This window comes from Coprococcus sp. OM06-34AC, from assembly GCF_003462545.1.
Classification (GTDB): Bacteria; Bacillota; Clostridia; order Lachnospirales; family Lachnospiraceae; genus Coprococcus; species Coprococcus aceti.
The window spans coordinates 390360-411006 of the sequence record NZ_QTZF01000001.1 but is presented as its reverse complement, the minus strand read 5'-3'; the positions used below and the strand labels follow the sequence as shown (position 1 = coordinate 411006).

General features: G+C 47.6%; 23 protein-coding genes. All 23 read left to right on the top strand.

Going from position 1 to position 20647, the window contains the following annotated elements; all coding sequences use genetic code 11:
- Positions 1-127 precede the first annotated feature (127 nt).
- The 23 genes from efp (at position 128) to spo0A (DXB91_RS01705) (ending at position 20563) form a co-directional block, all read left to right on the top strand.
- Positions 128-685: an elongation factor P gene (gene efp / locus DXB91_RS01815; RefSeq protein ID WP_055144922.1), complete on the top strand. Its 558-nt coding sequence runs from the start codon at positions 128-130 to the stop codon at positions 683-685.
- A gap of 195 nt (positions 686-880) precedes the next feature.
- Positions 881-1813 carry a stage III sporulation protein AA gene (spoIIIAA, locus tag DXB91_RS01810; protein WP_117548748.1) on the top strand — a complete coding sequence of 311 codons (933 nt, stop codon included), beginning with the start codon at positions 881-883 and terminating at the stop codon, positions 1811-1813.
- Positions 1814-1827: 14 nt separating this feature from the next.
- The gene (locus DXB91_RS01805; RefSeq protein ID WP_015533565.1) at positions 1828-2346 is read left to right on the top strand and encodes a stage III sporulation protein AB; all 519 of its coding nucleotides are present in this window, start codon (positions 1828-1830) and stop codon (positions 2344-2346) included.
- A 17-nt stretch (positions 2347-2363) separates the two neighbouring features.
- A complete protein-coding gene (spoIIIAC, locus tag DXB91_RS01800; RefSeq protein ID WP_015533564.1) occupies positions 2364-2564 on the top strand; it encodes a stage III sporulation protein AC in 201 nt (66 codons plus the stop codon).
- A gap of 25 nt (positions 2565-2589) precedes the next feature.
- Positions 2590-2979: a stage III sporulation protein AD gene (gene spoIIIAD, locus DXB91_RS01795; RefSeq protein ID WP_022216698.1), complete on the top strand. Its 390-nt coding sequence runs from the start codon at positions 2590-2592 to the stop codon at positions 2977-2979.
- Positions 2969-4177: a stage III sporulation protein AE gene (locus DXB91_RS01790; RefSeq protein WP_147343965.1), complete on the top strand. Its 1209-nt coding sequence runs from the start codon at positions 2969-2971 to the stop codon at positions 4175-4177. Before spoIIIAD ends, DXB91_RS01790 begins: the two co-directional genes overlap by 11 nt.
- Positions 4178-4195: 18 nt before the next feature.
- Positions 4196-4669 carry a stage III sporulation protein AF gene (locus DXB91_RS01785; protein WP_015533562.1) on the top strand — a complete coding sequence of 158 codons (474 nt, stop codon included), beginning with the start codon at positions 4196-4198 and terminating at the stop codon, positions 4667-4669.
- Positions 4669-5277 carry a stage III sporulation protein AG gene (locus DXB91_RS01780; protein WP_022216696.1) on the top strand — a complete coding sequence of 203 codons (609 nt, stop codon included), beginning with the start codon at positions 4669-4671 and terminating at the stop codon, positions 5275-5277. Before DXB91_RS01785 ends, DXB91_RS01780 begins: the two co-directional genes overlap by 1 nt.
- Before the next feature lie 12 nt (positions 5278-5289).
- Complete coding sequence (locus DXB91_RS01775; RefSeq protein ID WP_015533561.1) at positions 5290-5922, top strand: SpoIIIAH-like family protein; 633 nt, start codon at positions 5290-5292, stop codon at positions 5920-5922.
- A 100-nt stretch (positions 5923-6022) separates the two neighbouring features.
- Positions 6023-6442: an Asp23/Gls24 family envelope stress response protein gene (locus tag DXB91_RS01770; protein WP_015533560.1), complete on the top strand. Its 420-nt coding sequence runs from the start codon at positions 6023-6025 to the stop codon at positions 6440-6442.
- A 36-nt stretch (positions 6443-6478) separates the two neighbouring features.
- Positions 6479-6958, top strand: coding sequence for a transcription antitermination factor NusB (nusB, locus tag DXB91_RS01765; RefSeq protein ID WP_118016677.1), 480 nt, complete (start codon positions 6479-6481; stop codon positions 6956-6958).
- A complete protein-coding gene (xseA, locus tag DXB91_RS01760; RefSeq protein ID WP_158564570.1) occupies positions 6942-8222 on the top strand; it encodes an exodeoxyribonuclease VII large subunit in 1281 nt (426 codons plus the stop codon). The genes nusB and xseA overlap by 17 nt, the downstream gene beginning before the upstream one ends.
- 2 nt (positions 8223-8224) lie before the next feature.
- The gene (gene xseB / locus DXB91_RS01755; RefSeq protein ID WP_015533558.1) at positions 8225-8458 is read left to right on the top strand and encodes an exodeoxyribonuclease VII small subunit; all 234 of its coding nucleotides are present in this window, start codon (positions 8225-8227) and stop codon (positions 8456-8458) included.
- Positions 8455-9339, top strand: a complete 885-nt coding sequence (locus tag DXB91_RS01750; RefSeq protein WP_015533557.1) for a polyprenyl synthetase family protein — start codon at positions 8455-8457, stop codon at positions 9337-9339. The genes xseB and DXB91_RS01750 overlap by 4 nt, the downstream gene beginning before the upstream one ends.
- A 21-nt stretch (positions 9340-9360) precedes the next feature.
- Entirely contained in the window at positions 9361-11238 is a 1878-nt protein-coding gene (gene dxs / locus DXB91_RS01745) for a 1-deoxy-D-xylulose-5-phosphate synthase (RefSeq protein WP_117548756.1), read from the top strand.
- A gap of 11 nt (positions 11239-11249) precedes the next feature.
- Positions 11250-12053: a TlyA family RNA methyltransferase gene (locus DXB91_RS01740; RefSeq protein WP_022216691.1), complete on the top strand. Its 804-nt coding sequence runs from the start codon at positions 11250-11252 to the stop codon at positions 12051-12053.
- Positions 12054-12063: 10 nt separating this feature from the next.
- Complete coding sequence (locus DXB91_RS01735; RefSeq protein ID WP_117548757.1) at positions 12064-12918, top strand: NAD(+)/NADH kinase; 855 nt, start codon at positions 12064-12066, stop codon at positions 12916-12918.
- Between the two features lies 1 nt (position 12919).
- Positions 12920-13369, top strand: a complete 450-nt coding sequence (locus DXB91_RS01730; protein ID WP_117548758.1) for an arginine repressor — start codon at positions 12920-12922, stop codon at positions 13367-13369.
- Positions 13370-13426: 57 nt separating this feature from the next.
- Complete coding sequence (recN, locus tag DXB91_RS01725; protein ID WP_118016676.1) at positions 13427-15112, top strand: DNA repair protein RecN; 1686 nt, start codon at positions 13427-13429, stop codon at positions 15110-15112.
- Between the two features lie 105 nt (positions 15113-15217).
- Positions 15218-16330, top strand: coding sequence for a SpoIVB peptidase S55 domain-containing protein (locus DXB91_RS01720; RefSeq protein WP_022216688.1), 1113 nt, complete (start codon positions 15218-15220; stop codon positions 16328-16330).
- Positions 16331-16482: 152 nt separating this feature from the next.
- On the top strand, positions 16483-18558 hold the full coding sequence (locus tag DXB91_RS01715) for a SulP family inorganic anion transporter (RefSeq protein ID WP_201858974.1): 2076 nt from the start codon (positions 16483-16485) through the stop codon (positions 18556-18558).
- Between the two features lie 245 nt (positions 18559-18803).
- Positions 18804-19607: a sporulation transcription factor Spo0A gene (gene spo0A, locus DXB91_RS01710; RefSeq protein WP_015533551.1), complete on the top strand. Its 804-nt coding sequence runs from the start codon at positions 18804-18806 to the stop codon at positions 19605-19607.
- Positions 19608-19750: 143 nt separating this feature from the next.
- Positions 19751-20563, top strand: a complete 813-nt coding sequence (gene spo0A / locus DXB91_RS01705) for a sporulation transcription factor Spo0A (RefSeq protein WP_015533550.1) — start codon at positions 19751-19753, stop codon at positions 20561-20563.
- Positions 20564-20647: the final 84 nt, after the last annotated feature.

Sequence of the window (20647 nt, the reverse complement as noted above, 5' to 3'; positions counted from 1 at the left end):
CAGAAACGTAGACTTACCTGATAAAGGTTGATGGTATGGTAAAAAATAGTTGAAAATTTATTTCATATATTATAAAATGTGACAAGAAGTTTATATCTTTAAGGAGGATAAGATAGTTATGGCAGAGATGATCTCAGCAGGCGATTTTAGAAACGGCGTTACAATCGAATTCGAAGGAAATATTTATCAGATTATAGAGTTCCAGCACGTTAAGCCAGGAAAGGGTGCAGCTTTCGTTAGAACAAAGCTTAAGAACATCAAGAGTGGCGGTGTTGTAGAGAAGTCATTCCGTCCAACAGAGAAGTGTGAGAAGGCTCACATCGAGAGAAAGGACATGCAGTATCTGTACAATGACGGAGATCTTTATTACTTCATGGATCCAGAGACATATGATCAGATTCCTATCAGCTCAGCAGCTATAGGTGATTCACTTAAGTTCGTTAAGGAGAACGAGATGTGTAAGATCTGTTCACACAATGGCAACGTATTTGCTGTAGAGCCACCTCTCTTCGTTGAGCTTGTTATCACAGAGTGCGAGCCAGGTGTTAAGGGTGATACAGCTACAGGTGCAACAAAGCCATGTACAGTTGAGACAGGCGCACAGGTATCAGTACCTCTCTTCGTTAACGAGGGTGACACGATCAAGATCGATACACGTACTGGCGAGTATCTTTCAAGAGTATAATAATTGTTACCAGCATTAGGATATAACTACCTACGATAACATATAAGAAGAATAAGAGTCCCGGTGATTCAGGATATTTGAATCGCCGGGACTTTTTTGCGCTGTAAGCAACCAAAGGTTCTAACCTCCCCACCCTCTGAATATACTTTTTATGTAGCTGTACAGACAGTGTTATATAGAAGAAGGACGATACATATGTGTGGAGAAGATATATTGCATCTGCTTCCCGTCAGGATCAGGTGCATGGTTGAGAAGCTGAGGCTTGATTATGGGAGACTGTGGGAGATACGTCTGAGGGTGAATAGTCCCTTTATACTTAGATACGAGGACTCGGAGATATATGTTGATTCCTGCGGATCAAGAACCTGTAATATGAAGGATGCGTACATAGTGACTGCCAGGGATGTGAACGACACTCTGGAATGTATCTGCAATCATTCCCTGTATGCCTATGAGGATGAGATACGTCAGGGCTTTATCACCGTGTGCGGTGGACACAGGGTAGGAGTTGCGGGCAAGATCATACTCGATGGAACAAGGATCAAATGCATCAGACACATATCATTTCTAAATATCAGGGTGGCACATGAGATCAAGGGATGCAGCGGTGATGTCCTGCCATACATATACGGTGATGGCAAGCTGATGAACACGCTCATAGTGTCCGCTCCGTGTCACGGCAAGACCACACTGCTCAGGGACATCATAAGAGTAGTGTCAGACGGAGGAATGACAGTTGGTGTGGTTGATGAGAGATCGGAGATAGCGGCGTGCTACAAGGGTGTTCCGCAGAATGATGTCGGCATGAGGACTGATGTTCTTGACTGCTGTCCAAAAGCTTCAGGAATGATGATGCTGGTTCGAACCATGGCGCCTGATCTCATAGCGGTCGATGAGATAGGAGGGCAGCAGGATGTCGATGCCATTTTCGGCGTGATAAACTGCGGATGCCGTCTGCTTGCTACTGCACATGGCTATTCTATGGATGATGTGAGAGACAGGGCAGGGATAAGGCGTCTTGTGGAGAATAGGGTTTTTGAGAGGTATGTCGTGCTTGGAGGCGACAAGGCGGGACAGATCTCTGATATATTTGACGGCCAGGGCAACCGGCTGTGCTGGTACGATTAGATGGGAGGCAGGACATGGTTAAGGCGATAGGAGGCTGTCTGATCGTATATGCCTCATTTATGGTGGGACATGCCATAGGGCAGTTGCATGGGTGCATGGTGAAGGAGATGGAGGAAATGCTGCTCTTCATACAACTGTTCAAGGGGCAGATCATGTATGCCGGATCGGAGCTCCCGGAGATACTCGCCGACAGTGCAAAGCGTCTCAAGGGAAATGTTGGTAAATGGGTGAACGGTCTGGCGGAGATGTCTGAGAAGAACAGGGACAGGCCATTTGCAGAATTGTGGACAGACTCACTGGCGATGCTGAGGCGGGACAGTGCCTTGAGCTTGGAGGTGCTGGCGGATGTGGACAGGCTTGGAAAGATAATGGGAGATATGGACGTTGAGGCACAGCTCTCAAGGATAAATCTTGTGGAAGATATAATTACGGACAGATACCAGCGGGAACGCGCCAGAAGTTCCGGGATAAAGAGGCTTGCCAATTCACTTGGGCTGCTTGGAGGCGTATTCATAGTTATATTGCTCATGTAGGTTAAGAGGGAGAGACGATGACGATCCAGATACTTCTAAAAATAGGTGCAGTGGGAATTCTGGTGGCACTGCTCAACCAGATACTAAAACATTCAGGCAAGGAGGAGCACGCCTATCTGCTCAATCTGGCGGGACTCATCATTGTGCTTTCCTGGGTTATCCCGTACATAAGTGACCTGTTCAACGAGATCATGGATATTGTAAATATAGGACAATAAATGAGAGTAGATGTGGGGGTAAATGATGAATCTCATGGCGGTTTCTCTGGCTGCGGTGATCGTGGTTCTGATAGCGGTGAAGATAAAAGAACTGGATTCCGGGTACGGGATCGTGTTGTCCATAGCCGGGTGTGTGATGCTCATGTATTTTGTGGTGAGCAGGTTCAGACTTATAGCTTCGTACATAGACAGGCTGACTGCGTACGTGTCGGTGAATATTTCATATATAGACGTGATCCTGAAAATGATAGGTATAGCGTATATATGCCGATTTTCATCAGATATCTGCAAAGATGCCGGCTGCAATGCCATGGCATCCCAGGTGGAGATGGCGGGAAAGATAACTCTTATTTTGCTCAGTATGCCCATACTCATGGGAGTTATAGATCTGGTGGTGACCATAGTTGAGGGGTAATTTGATAGTGGTGGTGCTGATGCTCTTTATGGGGGTGTCAGTGCCTGATGCGGCAAATGTGTGTAATGAGAGTAAAGTTGAATCATATGATACAGATATCAAATATTGTCCAGAATTTTATGCTGAGAATGAAAAGGAAAATACCACGGAAAGTGACTCTGATATTAACTCAGATATATTGGAGGACGACTCCGTCATCGGAAGCCTCAATGAGATCACAAAAGACAAATCCGACGTGACCTTCTACGACATATACGAGTCCCTAAAGAGTGGTGACGTGGATTCCACCATAGACATGGCACTAAAAGTGTTTTCCGACAGTGTCATATACGAGGTCAGGACAAGCAGGGGGCTGGCGCTGCAGATCATAGCGGTGATCGTGCTCGGAAGTACATTTGCCCAGCTTGCGGGAAATATGGGCGAGTATGTATCCGCCCATGGTTTCATGGTTACATACATGGTGTTGTTATCGCTGCTGCTGGGGGATTTCGTCCTAGTGCAGTCCATCGTGCAGGACACCATAGGAGATGTCACGGAGTTCATGAAAGCGTTCTATCCCATGTATGCCTCGTCTGTGTTATATGTGAGCGGCCCGGAGAGTGCCGGATATTCACAGTCGGTCATAATCCTGGTGATATACATTTGCCAGAATGTGATAATAAAGTTCATACTCCCCCTCATCAAATGCGGCGGGCTCATAGCACTCATAAATAATCTTGGAAGCGAGGATTATTTCTCCCGGATGGCGGGGCTTATGAAGAGCCTGGCGGTGTGGGGAATGCGGACAATGTTTGCGGTGGTAACCGGGATAAATGTGGTCAAGAGCATGATAGCACCGTCCATGGACAGGCTTTCAAGAAATGGCATACTCAGGACATTGGGAAAAGGTGCAGGTATGTCCACGGTGAGCGCTGTCATCAGTGTGATGGTGAGCACAGGAGAGTTTATCAGAAACTGTATGGGGATGGCGTGTACGATCATGATAGTCATACTGGCCGCAGTGCCAATGATCAAGATAATCGTCATCATGTTCATATTAAGGTTCATCGCCGCGGTGGTGCAGCCGGTCGGAGACAAAAGATATGCCGAGGCAGCAGGCATCATGGCGGAGACAGTGGAGCTGATGCTGAGGGCGTGCGGAATAAGCGTGATGATGTTCATCATAAGCATAGCCCTGATGTCGGTGAACATATCATAGAACGGATGGAGGATGTGCATGCTTGCTGAGTGGCTGAAAAATATAGTTGTGTGCAGTATACTTTTTTCTGTCGTGCTGTATATTGCCCCGGATCCGAAGATGCGCAGATATGTCCAGTCGGCTGTGGGATTTGTCATGATGATGGTCGTGATAAATCCTGTCATAGGCTGGCTTGGGTATGCGGACAGGATAGAGTTCAATACATACAGTGAATCGCTTGGAATGGACGTGGCCGAGGGCGATGATGAGATGTATGTCAGGGCCATGGAGGAGGTAGTGGAGCGGTTTATATCTGACAATTGTAATGCCGATGCGGTGGTGCGTATAGTCACCGGGGAGGAGCTTGGGATAGACAGCATGGAGATATACATACAGTCTGATAAAGTAGACACAGACGGACTGAGATCCGCAGTGTCAGAGGAATATGGTGTTGATGAGAACAGGATTACCATCAGGAGGGGCAATACAGATCATATGCAGGAGGGACTGTAGTGGAGGATTCTAAGAAAAAGGGAATATCGGGGATCATGAATATATTGAAGAGCAGCAACAACAGATTATACAAGTTGCTGCTCATTTTGCTGTCAGGGATTTGTCTGATGATAGTTGTGTGGCCGGCAAATAACAGCAAGACTGATAAAAATGACCTAAAGAGCGGATGGACCGGACAGTCCGATGAGACAGACGCGGATGTGACCGGCGGAAATGACCGGAATATGTCAGGGGATACCACGGATTATGTGGAGTATATGGAGGAGAGACTCACATCAGTGCTTGAGCAGGTGGACGGAATATCGGATGTGAGAGTGATGATAACGGTCAAGGACAGCGGTGAGAACATAGCACTCAAGGACTCCGGAAGCAGTTCCAGTGAGAACGGCGACAGCAGCCAGAGAAGCGTGTCGGAGGAGACGGTCATGGTGAGTGAGGGCAGTGGGAGCTCGCCGTATGTGGTCAGGTACAGGGAGCCGGAGACCGAGGGTGTGGTTATCATTTGCAAGGGGGCGGAAAATGGCGATACAACGCTGAAGATAACGAATGCAGTGCAGGCATTATTTGACGTGCCGACGCATAAGATTGTGATATTAGAAGCAAATTAATGTGGAGGGACTATGAAGAAATTCAGTGGAAAGAACAGACTGGCGGTCATCGCACTTGCAGTTATGATAGGGGTGGCCGGTTACATGAGCTTTGCGGATGCAGGAAAGGACAAGAAGAAGGAAAAAACTGACAAAAAACAGGTGGAGGTGATCAACTATGAGGATCTCTCGTCCATGGCGGAAAATGAGAACTCACAGGCGGTGAAGGATGAGAATGGCCAGACCGAGGATGTGGAGCTCAATGGCCAGGAGGATGAGATCGGTGACGCTGTACTCACCAGTGCACAGGTGACAAGCAATATGGCGGCGGCAAAGTTGAACCGTGAGCAGAGCAGATCAAGGAGCAAGGAAGCTCTGATGGATGTGATAGGTGATGAGGCACTCAGCGATTCGGCAAAGAAGGAGGCGACAGATACATATGTGAAGCTGAACGATACCATAGAGAAGGAGACAGATGTCGAGACAGTTCTGGCGGCAAAGGGGTATAGCGATGCCATAGTGACGATAAGTGATGAGGCTGTTGACGTGTCGCTGAATGTGGAATCGCTGTCGGATACCGAGAGAGCACAGATAGAGGACATAGTTATCCGAAAAACAGGGTATGATATAAGCAGTGTTGCAATATCTGTCATGGGTGGCAAATAGACAGCGGAAGGATAAGCCGTGAATCGCATATACTTGCAAAATAGCTGCCTTCAGATTATAATAAGATTCAAATAACCCATACGAAACGGGAGGTATGACCATGAGTGATAAGTTGAATGATGATATCGTGATTGAAGGCAGCGCGGTTCAGGATAATTCTTACAATATAGAAGAGAGCAATTCTCTGGGCAAAGTTCAGATAGCGGATGACGTAGTGGCTATCATAGCAGGGCTTGCAGCCGGAGAGGTTGAAGGTGTATACAGACTTACAGGCAACCTTCCAAATGAGCTTGCCTCAAAGTTCGGAAAGAAGAACCCTGCAAAGGGCGTTAAGGTAGAGCTTCTTCCTGGCAAGGTAAAGGTTGATATTGCGATAGAGGTTCTGTACGAGTACAGCATACCATCAGTATCAGGTCAGGTTCAGGATAAGGTCAAGCAGGCTATAGAGACCATGACAGGACTGAGCGTTGAGGAAGTCAACATAAGGATAGCCGGTGTACGTGTTGGAGATGGCAGATAGGATACAGATAAAGCTTTATATAGTGGAGAGGAAGATATGACTAGAAGAGATATAAGAGACAGGATATTCAAGATAGTATTTACACTGGAGTTCAATGACGCTGAGGGCATGCAGGATCAGCTTGATTTTGCATTTGACCCTGAGATGCCGGGAGATGAGGAGGACGATCCGCTTCTGTACGGAATAGTCAGCGATGAGGACAGAGATTATATAACCACCAAGGTTAAGAATATCATCTCTAAGAAAGCAGAGATAGATGAGATCATTTCACAGATATCAGAAGGCTGGAAGCTTCCTCGTATAGGCAAGGAGGAGCTGGCTATATTAAGGCTTGGTGTCTATGAAGTGAAGTACGATGAGAGCATACCGGAGAAGGTCGCCATCAATGAGGCGGTTGAGCTGGCAAAGAAGTATTGTGATGCATCGGCGAGCAAGTTCGTGAATGCACTTCTTGCAAAGCTTGTATCCGGTGATAAGGACAAGAAGGAGAGTGGCGCAGATGCCACAGCAGAATAACATATATACAGTCAAGGAACTCAATGAGAGGATACAGGAGTTGGTCAGCGGCGAGCCGTGGCTTGGCAGTCTGGGGGTTGAGGGAGAGATCACAGGACTCGGAACAGACAAGAGAGGTCATATGTATTTCAGTCTCAAGGATCCCAGCGGAGTTCTGGCGGCTGTTATGTTTGCGGGAAAACAGGTATATGGACTCAAGTTTGCTCCGAAGAACGGAGACAAGGTTCATGCATTTGGTCATATTGATGTCTTCGTGAGAGACGGAAAGTATCAGCTCTATGTAGACAGGCTGGTGCGTGTGGGTGACGGCGAGGTGAATGCCAAGCTGGAGAGACTCATAGCCAGACTGGACGGCATGGGGCTGTTTTCGCAGGAATACAAGAAGCCTATTCCCGCCTATCCGAGGCGTATTGGTATAGTGACGGCGGGGGCAAAGGCTGCGATAAGCGATATCCGTGCAGTGGCAAAACGGAGGGATCCGTATGCCCAGCTCTATTGTTATCCTGCGACCGTGCAGGGACAGTATGCGGCGGCGGATATATCCAGAGGAATCGAGATACTTGATTCCATGGGGCTCGACCTCATAATCGTTGGAAGAGGCGGAGGCTCCAAGGAGGATCTGTGGGCGTTCAATGAGGAGCAGGTGGCATGGGCCATATTCAATGCGGAGACGCCTATCATATCGGCTACGGGGCATGAGATAGACACCACAGTTGCGGACATGGTTGCGGACAGGAGAGAATCCAATCCGTCCACGGCTGTCATGCATGCGCTTCCGGTGGTGGCAGAGACAGTTGCCGGATTTGACAGGAGACTTGAACAGCTCACCATGCTGATATCCGGCAGGATAGACAGACTTGCGAGGAGTCTGGATGGTTATGACAGGCAGCTCAGACTTTTAAGTCCATCCGGAAGAATGGACAGTCAGAGGCAGCAGCTTGACAGAATAGAGAAGCAGATAAATGGGCTGATGGCGGATAAGATAGAGGATAGATCGGTGCACTGTGACAGGCTTCATGACAGGATGAAGAGCGCGATGGGCAGAAAGTACGACATGACAAGGAATGCCCTGGCGGTCATGACGGAGAGGATACATGGCCTTTCGCCTACAGCTAAGCTCATAAATGGATTTGGATATATTTCATCGGATGGTGAGCCTGTCAGATCTGTGTCAGGGATCACACCTGGGGATGATATAGAGATAACTCTTCATGATGGAAGAATACAGGCGGTCGTGGCTGACGTGACCGGGCAGGAGGAATAGATATGGCAGAAGATACACAGAATATGGATACAGCGGACACTCTTCAGGATGTGTCCATAGAGGAGGCTCTTGCCAGACTTGATGAGATAGCGGCTGCGCTTGAGAATACTGATACGGGGCTCAAGGAGTCCATGGAGCTTTATTCTGAGGGCGTCCAGCTCATAAACAGATGCAGGAATTACCTGTGCGATGTTGAGAAAGAGATGATAACACTTTCGGGTCAGGAGGAAGCATGATAGATAAACTTATAGCGGAGAAGGCGGCAAGGATCAACGATATAGTTGAGAGCTATCTGCCACCTGCAGACGGATTTAACAGGACAGTGTGTGAGGCCATGGCGTACTCGGTAGAGGCGGGTGGAAAGAGGCTTCGTCCCATGCTCATGGAGGAGACATACAGGCTGTTCGGCGGCAAGTCAGAGGTTATAAAGCCGTTCATGGCTGCGATAGAGATGATACATACATATTCACTCATACATGACGATCTTCCGGCTCTGGACAATGACGATTACAGGCGCGGAAGAAAGACATCCCATGTGGTATTTGGCGAGGCGATGGCCATTCTTGCGGGGGATGCGCTGCTCAATTATGCATATGAGACCGCATGTAAGGCATTTGGCATGGGTGAGGATATACATGCTGTGGCGTCTGCGATGTGTGTGCTTGCGCAGAAGCCGGGGATAAACGGCATGATAGGCGGTCAGGTTGTCGATGTGGAGATGACCGGCAAGGAGCTCTCAAAGGAGCAGCTTGAATATGTGTATGAGAACAAGACCGGAGCCCTCATAGAGGCATCCATGATGATAGGCGCGATACTTGCGGGGGCAGACGAGGCTAAGGTTGCGGCGGTACACAAGATAGCATCGGACGTCGGCATGGCATTCCAGATCCAGGACGATATTCTGGATGTCTGTGGAGACAGTGCGCTTCTTGGAAAGCCGACGCTGAGTGATGAGGAGAATGGCAAGGTTACATATGTCACGATACATGGAATTGATGAATCCAGACGTTATGTGACTGAGCTGTCGGAGAGAGCAGTAAGAGAATTGGAAGAGATAGGCGGGGACAATGAGTTTCTGAAGGAATTGGTCATCTGGCTGATAAACAGGGATAAATAGGACTCCTCTCGTGGTGTGCATATGAATATACTGGATAGAATAAATAAACCAAACGATATAAAGGATATAGACAGGGAAGATCTGCCGGAGCTGGCGGATGAGATCAGAGAATTTCTGGTGTCGCATGTGAGCGAGACCGGTGGACATTTGGCTCCGAATCTTGGATGCGTGGAACTTACCATGGCACTTCACAGGGTTTTGGATTTCCCTGAGGATAAGCTTATATGGGATGTGGGACATCAGTCCTATGTCCACAAGATACTGACGGGCAGGAAGAATGAGATGGGCACTCTCAGACAGTTTGGAGGAATGAGCGGTTTCCCGAAGACCAGTGAGAGCCCGTGCGATGCGTTCAATACAGGACACAGCTCAACATCCATTTCCGCTGCGCTTGGAATGGCGTGTGCCAGAAGTATCAAGGGTACAAATGAGAAGATTGCCGCAGTGATCGGAGATGGCTCCTTCACAGGTGGCATGGTATATGAGGCCATGAATAATATGGCGGATATCAAGACCGGCTGCCTTGTTGTGCTGAACGATAACAATATGTCCATCGATCAGAATGTTGGCGGCATGTCCACATATCTCAGCAAGATACGTGTTGGGCAGCAGTACAATGATTTTAAGGGCAATGTGGAGAAGATCCTCATGAAGATCCCTGTGGCTGGAGAACATCTTGCCAGAGGACTGAAGAAGTCAAAGGATTCCATCAAGCAGATATTTGTGCCGGGGATGTTCTTCGAGGAGCTGGGAGTCACATATATAGGACCTATAGACGGACACGATATAGATGTGATGGAGGCCACTTTCCGAAAGGCGCTTAAGCTTAACAGACCGATCCTTGTGCATGTGAAGACAGTGAAGGGCAAGGGGTATACCCATGCCGAGAGACACCCTAGCTATTTCCACGGCGTTGATCCGTTTGATATACAGACTGGAAAGGTTATTAAGGACCGGAAGGCCATGACAAACACAGGAGTGTTTGCCAGAAAGCTGGTGGAGCTTGGCAAGGCTGATCCAAGGATAACGGCCATAACGGCTGCCATGGGCAAGGGAACAGGAGTGTCGGCATTTGCTGCGGAGTTCCCGGACAGAGCTTTTGACGTTGGCATCGCGGAGGAACATGCGGTGACGTTTGCCGCGGGACTTGCTGCGTCGGGACTGGTGCCAGTGGTTGCGATATACTCGTCATTTTTGCAGAGGGCATATGATCAGATCTTACACGATGTGTGCCTGCAGAAGCTGCATGTCATATTTGCCATTGACAGGTCAGGGCTTGTCGGTGCAGATGGCGATACACATCAGGGCATATTTGACACTGCGTTTCTGTCACATATTCCGAACATGACCATCATTGCGCCGAAGAACAGATATGAGCTCACCAGAGCGATGGAGTGGGCTGTTGCTTACGATGGTCCGGTTGCGCTCAAGTATTCCAGAGGAGAGGCTTATTATGGACTTAAGGAATACAATGCGGATATTGAGTATGGCAGGAGCGAGATGATCCACAGGGGACAGAAGCTTGCCATAGTGGCTGTTGGCAACATGGTTCAGGAGGCCGAGAAGGTATATGACAGACTGCTGGCAGAGGGAACAAATGTCACATTTGTCAATGCAAGATTTCTGAAGCCGATAGATACTGATATGATAGATGAGCTCAGCAGGGATCATGAACATATAGTGGTTATTGAAGAAGAGATAAAGCATGGCGGATACGGATCTCTGGTCGAGGAGTATGTCATGGACAGACACCTTGATGTGGATGTGACAGTGTGTGCCATTGAGGATACATTTGTACAGCATGGAAGCGTGGATGAGCTCAGGAGGATGCTGAAGCTTGACGCGGATTCGCTGTATGACAGGATAAAACATATAATATCGACAGATTGTACAGAATAAGAGGAAGACAGATGAAGAAGAGACTTGATGTTCTCCTTGTAGAACAGGGACTGGCAGATTCACGAGAGAAGGCGAAAGCCATCATCATGTCAGGAATAGTGTATGTTGACAATAACAAAGAGGATAAGGCCGGCACGACATTTGACGAGACTGCTAAGATAGAGGTCAGGGGCAACACCCTCAAATACGTGAGCCGTGGAGGCCTGAAGCTTGAGAAGGCTATGGATCATTTCGGTGTGGAGCTTGCGGGTAAGGTGTGCATGGATGTAGGTGCTTCCACCGGCGGTTTTACCGACTGTATGCTGCAGAATGGTGCGGTGAAGGTGTATTCCGTTGACGTGGGTCATGGACAGCTTGCATGGAAGCTCAGAAATGACGAGAGAGTTGTCTGTATGGAGAAAACAAATATACGATATGTCACACCTGAGGATATTGACGATAAGATTGAATTTGCTTCGATAGATGTGTCATTTATATCTCTTACAAAGGTGCTTCCAGCGGTAAAGGAGCTGCTTACGGATAGTGGAGAGATCGTGTGCCTTATCAAGCCGCAGTTCGAGGCGGGAAGAGAGAAGGTCGGCAAGAAGGGCGTTGTCAGAGAGCTTTCAACCCATATTGAGGTTGTGGAGATGATAGTCGGTTATGCCAGAAGCATAGGATTCCGCACACTGCACCTCAGCTATTCACCTATAAAAGGACCTGAGGGCAACATAGAATATCTGCTCCACATATCAAAGGATGAGTCGAAGACGGATGAGGAATTCGACATAAAGGCTCTGGTGGAGGAGTCCCACAACGAACTGAACAAGTCATAGAGGATACGATATGAAGAATTTTTATATAGTATATAACCCGGATAAGGATGAGGATAATCGTATAACGTCGGAGCTCACAGCGTATATTGAATCGCAAAATGGTGCGTGTAAAGCCATGGACTGCTACAGCTTCAGTGCATGTGACAAGCAGCAGGTTACGGATGAGCTTGAGAGCTTTGACTGTATACTTGTTCTTGGAGGGGATGGAACACTCCTCAATGTGGCATCCAGTGCCAGCCATGTGGAGATTCCTCTGTTCGGGATAAATCTTGGAACGGTGGGATTCCTCACTGAGGGGGAGATCACCAACTGGCAGACCATCATAGACAGACTGCTTGCGGATGATTATTCCATGCAGGACAGAATGATGATCAGGGGAACAGTCAGAACAGGAGATGGCAAGGAGTGCAGGAAGAGGGCACTCAATGATATAGTTATCAGCAGGGCAGGATTTTCAAGACTTATAGGTCTTGATGTCTATGTAAATGGAAGCTTTCTGAATGCCTATGATGGAGATGGAATCATCATATCGACCCCCACTGGCTCCACGGGTTACAATCTCTCAGCCGGAGGTCCGATCGTGGATCCTATGGCAAGACTGATGATCATCACTCCGGTATGTCCACATTCGCTGACTTCGAAGAGTATTGTGCTTCCTAGTGATGCAAAGGTTTCAATAGAGATCGCCAAGAAGAGGAAGACGCAGGACACCGAGGCGATAGTTTCATTTGACGGTGGAAATGATTTCGAGCTGGCAGCAGGCGATATCCTTGATATATGCGTGTCAAAGAGAACCACGCAGCTCGTAAAGGCGAGTGATGTGAATTTCTACGAGATACTTAGAAACAAGCTTGGGGGAAAGTGATATGAAACAGAAGCGACAGGCGAAGATTTTGTCGATAATCGAACAATATGATATAGAGACTCAGGATGAACTGCTGGAGAAGCTGGCAGAGGCGGGCTTTTCCACGACCCAGGCCACCATATCGAGAGATATAAGAGAGATCAACCTCACCAAGGTTGCCGTGGCGGGTGGCAGGCAGAAGTACACTCTGGGAAAGTCGGCAACACATGAGTCCATAGAGTCGTACAGAAAGGTTCTCGGGGCTGGCATATTATCCATGGTGCCGGCGGAGAATCTGATAGTGATCAAGACAGTGTCGGGCATGGCGATGGCAGTTGCCGCAGCACTTGACAATGTGGAGATAAATGGACTCCTCGGAAGTATAGCCGGGGACGACACCATATTCCTGGCGGTCAGAAGCCGGGAGATGACCGATTCGGTCATGAAGACGATAGATAAGATGCAGAGATGACAGCTCTCTGTAATATGTTATGTGTAATAAAGTCTGTGCGTCAACAGGAGGATACAAATGTTACTTAATGTACATATCAAGAATATTGCACTCATAGACGATGCAAATGTTAATTTTACCGATAATCTCAACATACTTACCGGTGAGACCGGTGCGGGTAAGTCCATAATCATGGGAGCCCTGAAGATTGGTATGGGAGATAAGCTTCCGAAGGATATAGTCAGGGAGCCTGACAAGGAGGGCTTCTGTCAACTGCTTTTCCTGGTGGATGATCCCCAGGTGATTGAGCAGATCAGAGATCTGGGAGTGGAGCCATCGGAGGATGGCGAGATACTCATCACGCGGAGAATAAATAATTCCAGAACCATCAACACTATAAATGATATGGCGGTGACCGCCGCAAAGCTCAGGGAGGTATCTGCGCTTCTCATAGATATGCACACGCAGCACCAGCAGCAGACGCTCCTTAAGAAAGCGGAGCATATGAAGCTTCTGGATAAATATGGCAGAGCATCCATAGATCCCCTGAAGCAGAAGGTTGCAGAGTGTCACAGAGAGTACGTCACACTCAGGCGTGAGATGGACGAGCTCTCGATGGATGAGGCGGAGCGGAGCAGAAAGGTAGAATTCCTCAAGTATCAGATCGCGGAGATCGAGTCAGCAAATATAAAGACTGGTGAGGACGAAGATGTTGAGCATCAGTACAACAGGATGGTCAATTCACGCGATATAGTTGCGGCAGCTTCGGATGTATACAGCGTTACAGGTTATGAATCTTCTTCATCTGCGGGAAATGAGATCGGCAGAGCACTGGCATCGATGAAGGGTATAAAGGATCTCGACGGAGAGATAGACGGTCTGTATAGCCAGTTGGAAAATATTGACGCGCTGCTGAATGATTTTAACGTTGAATTAAATGATTACATGCAGAGCATGGACTTTGACGATTCTGAGTTTAGAAGTGTTGAGTCCAGGCTTGACGTCATCAATGATATAAAGGGAAAATATGGAAGCACCGTGGAAGAGGTGTTCAAATATCTGGAGGACAACAGGAAGGAATATGAAAGGCTGTCTGAATATGACGAATATATAGCAGGACTTTCAGACAAAATAAAAAAGGCGGAGAAAGCCATGCTCAAGGCAGCAGATGCGCTTACTGCTGAGAGACAGAAGCAGGCTGAGAATCTGTGCAGAGACATCAGAGATGCACTTGCTGATCTGAGTTTCATGGAGGTTCGGTTCGACATGGTATTTGACAGGCTTCCGGAGTGTACGGCAAATGGAATCGATGACTGCTATTTTGTCATTTCGACAAATGTCGGCGAGAAGATGAGACCGTTATATGACGTGGCTTCAGGCGGTGAGCTCTCAAGGATCATGCTGGCGATCAAATCCTGCATGGCGTCCGAGGACAATATCGGCACTCTTGTATTCGATGAGATCGATGTGGGAATAAGCGGCCGTGCAGCTCAGAAGGTTGCTGAAAAAATGGCAGTTATTTCCAGAAGCCATCAGGTTATAAGCATAACCCATCTTCCGCAGATCGCAGCGATGGCAGACAGTCATTATCTCATAGAAAAGTCTGCCGACGAGGGCAAGACAGTGACAAGGATCGTCCGTCTGAACGACGAGGAATCAACAGAGGAGATCGCAAGACTTCTCGGCGGCGTGACCATAACTGAGGCAGTCATGAGCAATGCCCGCGAGATGAAACAAATGGCAGAAAAGACAAAAAAATACTGATATAAAGTTATTCCTAACACAACATACTAAGAGTAACAGCCAAGGCTGTTACTCTTTTTTTATAAGCTATTAGTTGTTTTTAAGTATATGTAGGAGGAATAGATTATGAGGCGATATAAGAAGGTGATCATATGGGTGGCTGTGGCGGATCTGTTGCTCCTTGCAGCACTATTGGTTTTATGTGTGTTGGTGGACAGACGAGTGGATGTTGGAAGGTCAGAGAAGACAAGCTCAACACTTGATGGGGTAGTGTCAAGGGCGACCACGAAGGATGCGGAGTTTGGAAGAGATATATTTGACCGGCCTGTAGTTCCGTCCGGCGAGGCGATGGGAATCTATATGAAGACGGAGGGAGTCTTGGTGGTGGATGTGTGCAGCTTTAAAAATGAAAATGGCGAGTCCTGTTGCCCTGCTGATGGAAAGGTCTGTACAGGGGATTATATTGTGAGTGTAGACGGTATGGAGATATCTAAGAGGTTGGAGCTGCTTGATATTGTTGCTGAAAGCCAGGGTGATAGCTTGTCCGTGAGATATATAAGGGATGGGGAGGAGAAGGTCTGTAGCATCACGCCGGAAAAAAACGAGAATGGCGCTTATCTGCTGGGCGCGTGGGTGAAGGATGATGTGTCGGGAATAGGCACGGTTACATTTGTCGACGGAACAAATTTCATGGCTCTTGGACACAGTGTGTCGGATATAGATACGGGAGTTATGATGCGGTGCAGCACCGGTGGAGTGTACACAACGGATATTACAAATATAAGCAAGTCATACTCCTCGGAACCGGGAAGACTTCAGGGAAGCATCGCATATAGAAGATCTTTGGTCGGCATTATTGACGGCAACAGTGCAAGTGGAATATATGGTCATCTGGACACAAGCTATTGCCAGGCAAAATACGGCGATGCGGAGCGTATGTATATAGCCAGAGGTCATGAAGTCCGCAAGGGGCAGGCTTATATATATTCCAGAATGAGCGGCGAGCTTGAGAAGTATGAGATAGACATAGAGTATGTGGACAGGAATTCATCCGACAAGAATATAGAATTCCACGTGACCGATGATGCTCTCATAGACCTGACGGGCGGAGTGGTACAGGGAATGTCCGGTTCCCCGATCATCCAGGATGGCAAGATAATCGGCGCAGTCACCCACGTATTCGTAGACGATCCAACCAGGGGGTATGGGATTTTTATTGAAAATATGCTGGAGGAGTGAAATTAATCCTGTTTAGTGATAAAATTAAGAACAGAAGTGCCGGACTTTAGCATAAGGCAGACCGGCACACACAAACATCCCAGGAGGGCAAGAAAATCAAGGTTTCAAAAATTTCACTATGTCATACACTAAAGAATTATAAAAAAGAGAATTTGCTTCCTGATCTTTTGACAGGAATTATCATAGCGGCGGTGTCCATACCGATATCGATGGGGTATGCACAGATAGCCGGGCTGCCGGCGGTATATGGATTGTATGGTTCGGTGTTCCCGATCATAATATTTGGATTGCTGTCCACGTCGAGGCAGTTCGTGTTCGGTGTGGATGCCGCGCCTGCGGCGCTGGTCGGAGCTGCACTGGTGACGCTTGGGGTTGCGCCGGGAACGGAGCAGGCGATGCAGGTTGTTCCAGTGATAACATTTTTCACGGCGCTGTGGCTGCTGGTATTCTTCCTGTTCAAGGCGGGCAAGCTTGTAAATTACATATCGACTCCTGTCATGGGCGGATTCATATCAGGAATATGCACCACCATCATACTTATGCAGGTGCCGAAGCTCTATGGAGCCGGAGCGGGAACAGGAGAGCTGTTCGAGCTTGTGGAGCACATAGCAGAGACGATAGGAGATGTAAATGTGCCGTCAATAATCATGGGATTTACGGCTCTTGCGGTACTGCTTGTTTCACGAAGATTAATACCAAAGTTTCCGATGGCGATATGCGTCATGACAGCGGGAGCGTTGCTGTCCTGCGTGATAGATATGGATGAATACGGAATAGTATGTCTGTCGGAGGTGAGCAGAGGACTTCCACAGATCGTTGTACCACAGATAGATGAGAGGATGCTTCCAAATATCATGACGGTCAGTCTGTCGATAGCAGTGGTAATCATGGCGGAGACGCTTCTGGCTGAGAACAATTTCGCCCAGAAGAACAGATATAAGATAGACGATAATCAGGAGCTTCTGGCATTTGGAATGGCAAATCTTGCAGCGGCATTCACAGGCTGCTGTCCGATAAACGGTTCCGTGTCCAGAACCACAATGAGTGAGCAGTATGGAGGCAGGACACAGCTCACTGGAATATTTGCAGGAGTAGTGATGATCGTGATCCTCGTGTGTGGAACGGGATTTATAGGTTATCTGCCGGTTCCGGTGCTCACGGCAATCGTCATCTCCGCACTCTACAGTGCTCTGGAATTTGATCTGGCGGCAAAGCTGTGGGAGGTGAGTAAGGTGGAATTCTACATATTCTGCGGAGCTTTCCTAGGTGTGCTGGTACTTGGAACGATAAATGGAGTTCTTATAGGAATCATACTCTCATTTGCCGCAGTCATAAGGAAGGCTGCGGACCCTCCGAGAAGCTTCCTTGGACTGGTACCTGGACATGAGGAATTCCTTGCGCTCGAGAGGTTCAAGCATGCATACCCGATACAGAATATAGTTATTTACAGATTCAGCAGTAATCTGTTCTTTGCAAATATAGCCATATTCCAGAAGGATATCATGGATGCGGTACAGGATGACACAAAGGCGGTCATAGTGGATGCGTCCGCCATGGGAAGCGTGGATGTGACGGCTGCCAAGGCCCTCAGGATCATGTATGATACGCTGAAAGAGAAGGGGGTGAAGCTCTATATCACGGAGCATATAGGCCAGCTCAACGCCCAGCTCAGAAAGCTTGGACTTGGCGACATGATAGAGGCAGGATGCGTGAGACAAACCATGGAGAGAGCACTGTCAGACTGCGGCCTTGAGAGTCCATATCCATTGGTTGGTGTACATAACAGCTATCATGACATCAGGAGAAAGAGAGCGGAGCACATGGCTCAGGAGCTTGTGTGGGCATTTGGCGATGATGCGGAAGATGTCATAGAGAAGCACATCCGCGAGTCCATAGGCAGTATGAAGAATGGAACCGGGGTTGAACAGCTCATGACCGGTTTCTGGAAGCAGATGGATATACAGGATGAGGAAGAATGGCTTGAGCATATGGAGGCCCACATAGAGGAGATCGTGAGGGCCACAGGCGAGGATGAGGACTCTGTTGCAGAGCGTATCGAGCGCAGGCGGAGCCAGCTTCTTCACAGGCTTGAGAGCGAGCATCCTGAATTTGTCGACAGATATAAGGCGAGAAGAAAACGAATGGATGAGCACCTGAAGGAGCACAATCCGGCGGCCTATGATGCGATCATAAGACTCAGAGAAAAAGAACATACAAAAGAGAAGTGATCATGCGCGGCATATCGACCCGAAAAGGGAAGATATGCCGCATTTTTTCATTAAATGTGCGTATGTGGTCTGCTGGTGTCAGTCGCAGTAGAAAAAATGTTTTCCGGAAGCTGATGCTGTCGTAACTTGCGAAGTTCTATATATTCCCAAGAAAACTACATTTATATATAATGTTCGTAGTGGAATAACAGGAATAAAAAAGTAAATATTGTTATTCCGTCACTATACTTGGGAAGGAGTATAACATGAGTCATGTTAAAGTTATGATGGTAAAACATGACAAAAGAGAAATTGAACAGCTAAAGCACGTATTTGAGGATATGCCTGATTATGAGTACATTGGATGTTGTGAGAAGGGTGACGAAGCTGTTAAGAAAATTGCAGAAGATAAGCCAGACATAGTGATCGCGGACGAGGTTATACCCGGTACGGATATCACGGATATGGTCGAGGGCGTATCTGGAAATAAGAACCTGAGAAATGTCAAATTTGTGCTCTGTTCATCGAAGCAGCACAGAAATTATCTGGACTTTGTATTTTCGACGATAGGTGACAAGGCAGTGGTGAGACTGCTTGAACAGCCATACGATGAGAAGAAGGTCAGAGGTGTGCTTGATGATGCATGTAAAGGTCGCGGAAGCAATACGACTCAGCTTCTGAAGATGGATGAAAATGAGCAGAAGACGGACGAGCTGGAGGCGGTGGTGACCAGGATAATCCACGAGATAGGCGTTCCGGCGCACATCAAAGGCTACCAGTATCTCCGAAGTGCGATAGTCATAGCAGTTGGGGATATGGACATTTTGAATTCCATAACAAAGCAGCTTTATCCGACGATCGCCCAGATGTACGGCACAACTGCATCAAGGGTGGAGAGAGCCATAAGACATGCCATAGAGGTGGCCTGGAGCAGAGGAAAGATAGAGACTATCAACGAACTGTTTGGTTACACCATAAGTGCGGGCAAAGGAAAGCCTACGAACTCAGAATTTGTCGCTCTCATTGCCGACAAGATAAGACTGGAAGCGAAGATGAGAAATGCAGGGTAATTTGTAGTAAAATGTTGTCATAATATGTGATATTAAAAATGATATTAAAAGCACTTGACAAATTACATCATATTTAATATTATTATAGAGTAGTTGGGATAAGCGCTTAATCCTGTAAATTTATACATAACAAGGGAGATACTATGGGAAACAAAGGGATCGAAATTGTAATTGCTGATGGCGACAGCACACAGATAGCAAAACAGATCGCCACATATGCATCAAAGGACGAGATGAGAGTAGTTGATATGGTCAGCACCGGGGATGAAGCGGTGGAATCGATAAAGCTCTACAAGCCGGATATAGTGATACTGGACATTTGCCTTTCGGGAATGGATGGCCTGGGAGTGATGGAGCATATGAGTGAACTGCCTGAATATCAGAATACGATATTTGTGGTACTCACATCGGTGTCATCACAGAGACTTATAAGATGTGCATTTGAGATGGGTGCGACATATTATATCCTGAAGCCGTACAATCCGGTGCAGCTTGTGACAAGACTCAGACAGATGTATATGAAGAAGAAGGAGCTTGAGTCAGGGCTGAACGACAAGCTCACATGTCTCACAGAGAAGAGTATGGCACACAAGATAGAGAACACTATAGAGAGCGATGTGACGGATATCATCAGGGATATAGGTATTCCTGCAAATATAAAGGGCTACCAGTACATCCGTGAGGGCATCATCATGGCGGTCAACGATGTGAACATGCTGAACTACATAACAAAGCTTCTCTATCCGACGATAGCGAAGAAATATAAGACCACATCCTCCAGCGTAGAGAGAGCCATAAGACATGCCATAGAGGTGGCGTGGAACAGAGGTCAGATAGACACCATCAACGATTTGTTTGGATATACAGTGAATGCGGGAAAAGGCAAACCGACAAATTCCGAGTTTATCGCACTCATAGCGGACAAGCTCAGAATAGAGTATAAGAAAAGGGCATAACAGGCTCACAGAGTAGGCAACATACCTTGAAGAACTGACAGTTATCATGTATAATAACTTAGGTACAAGAAGCAGGATACGGCA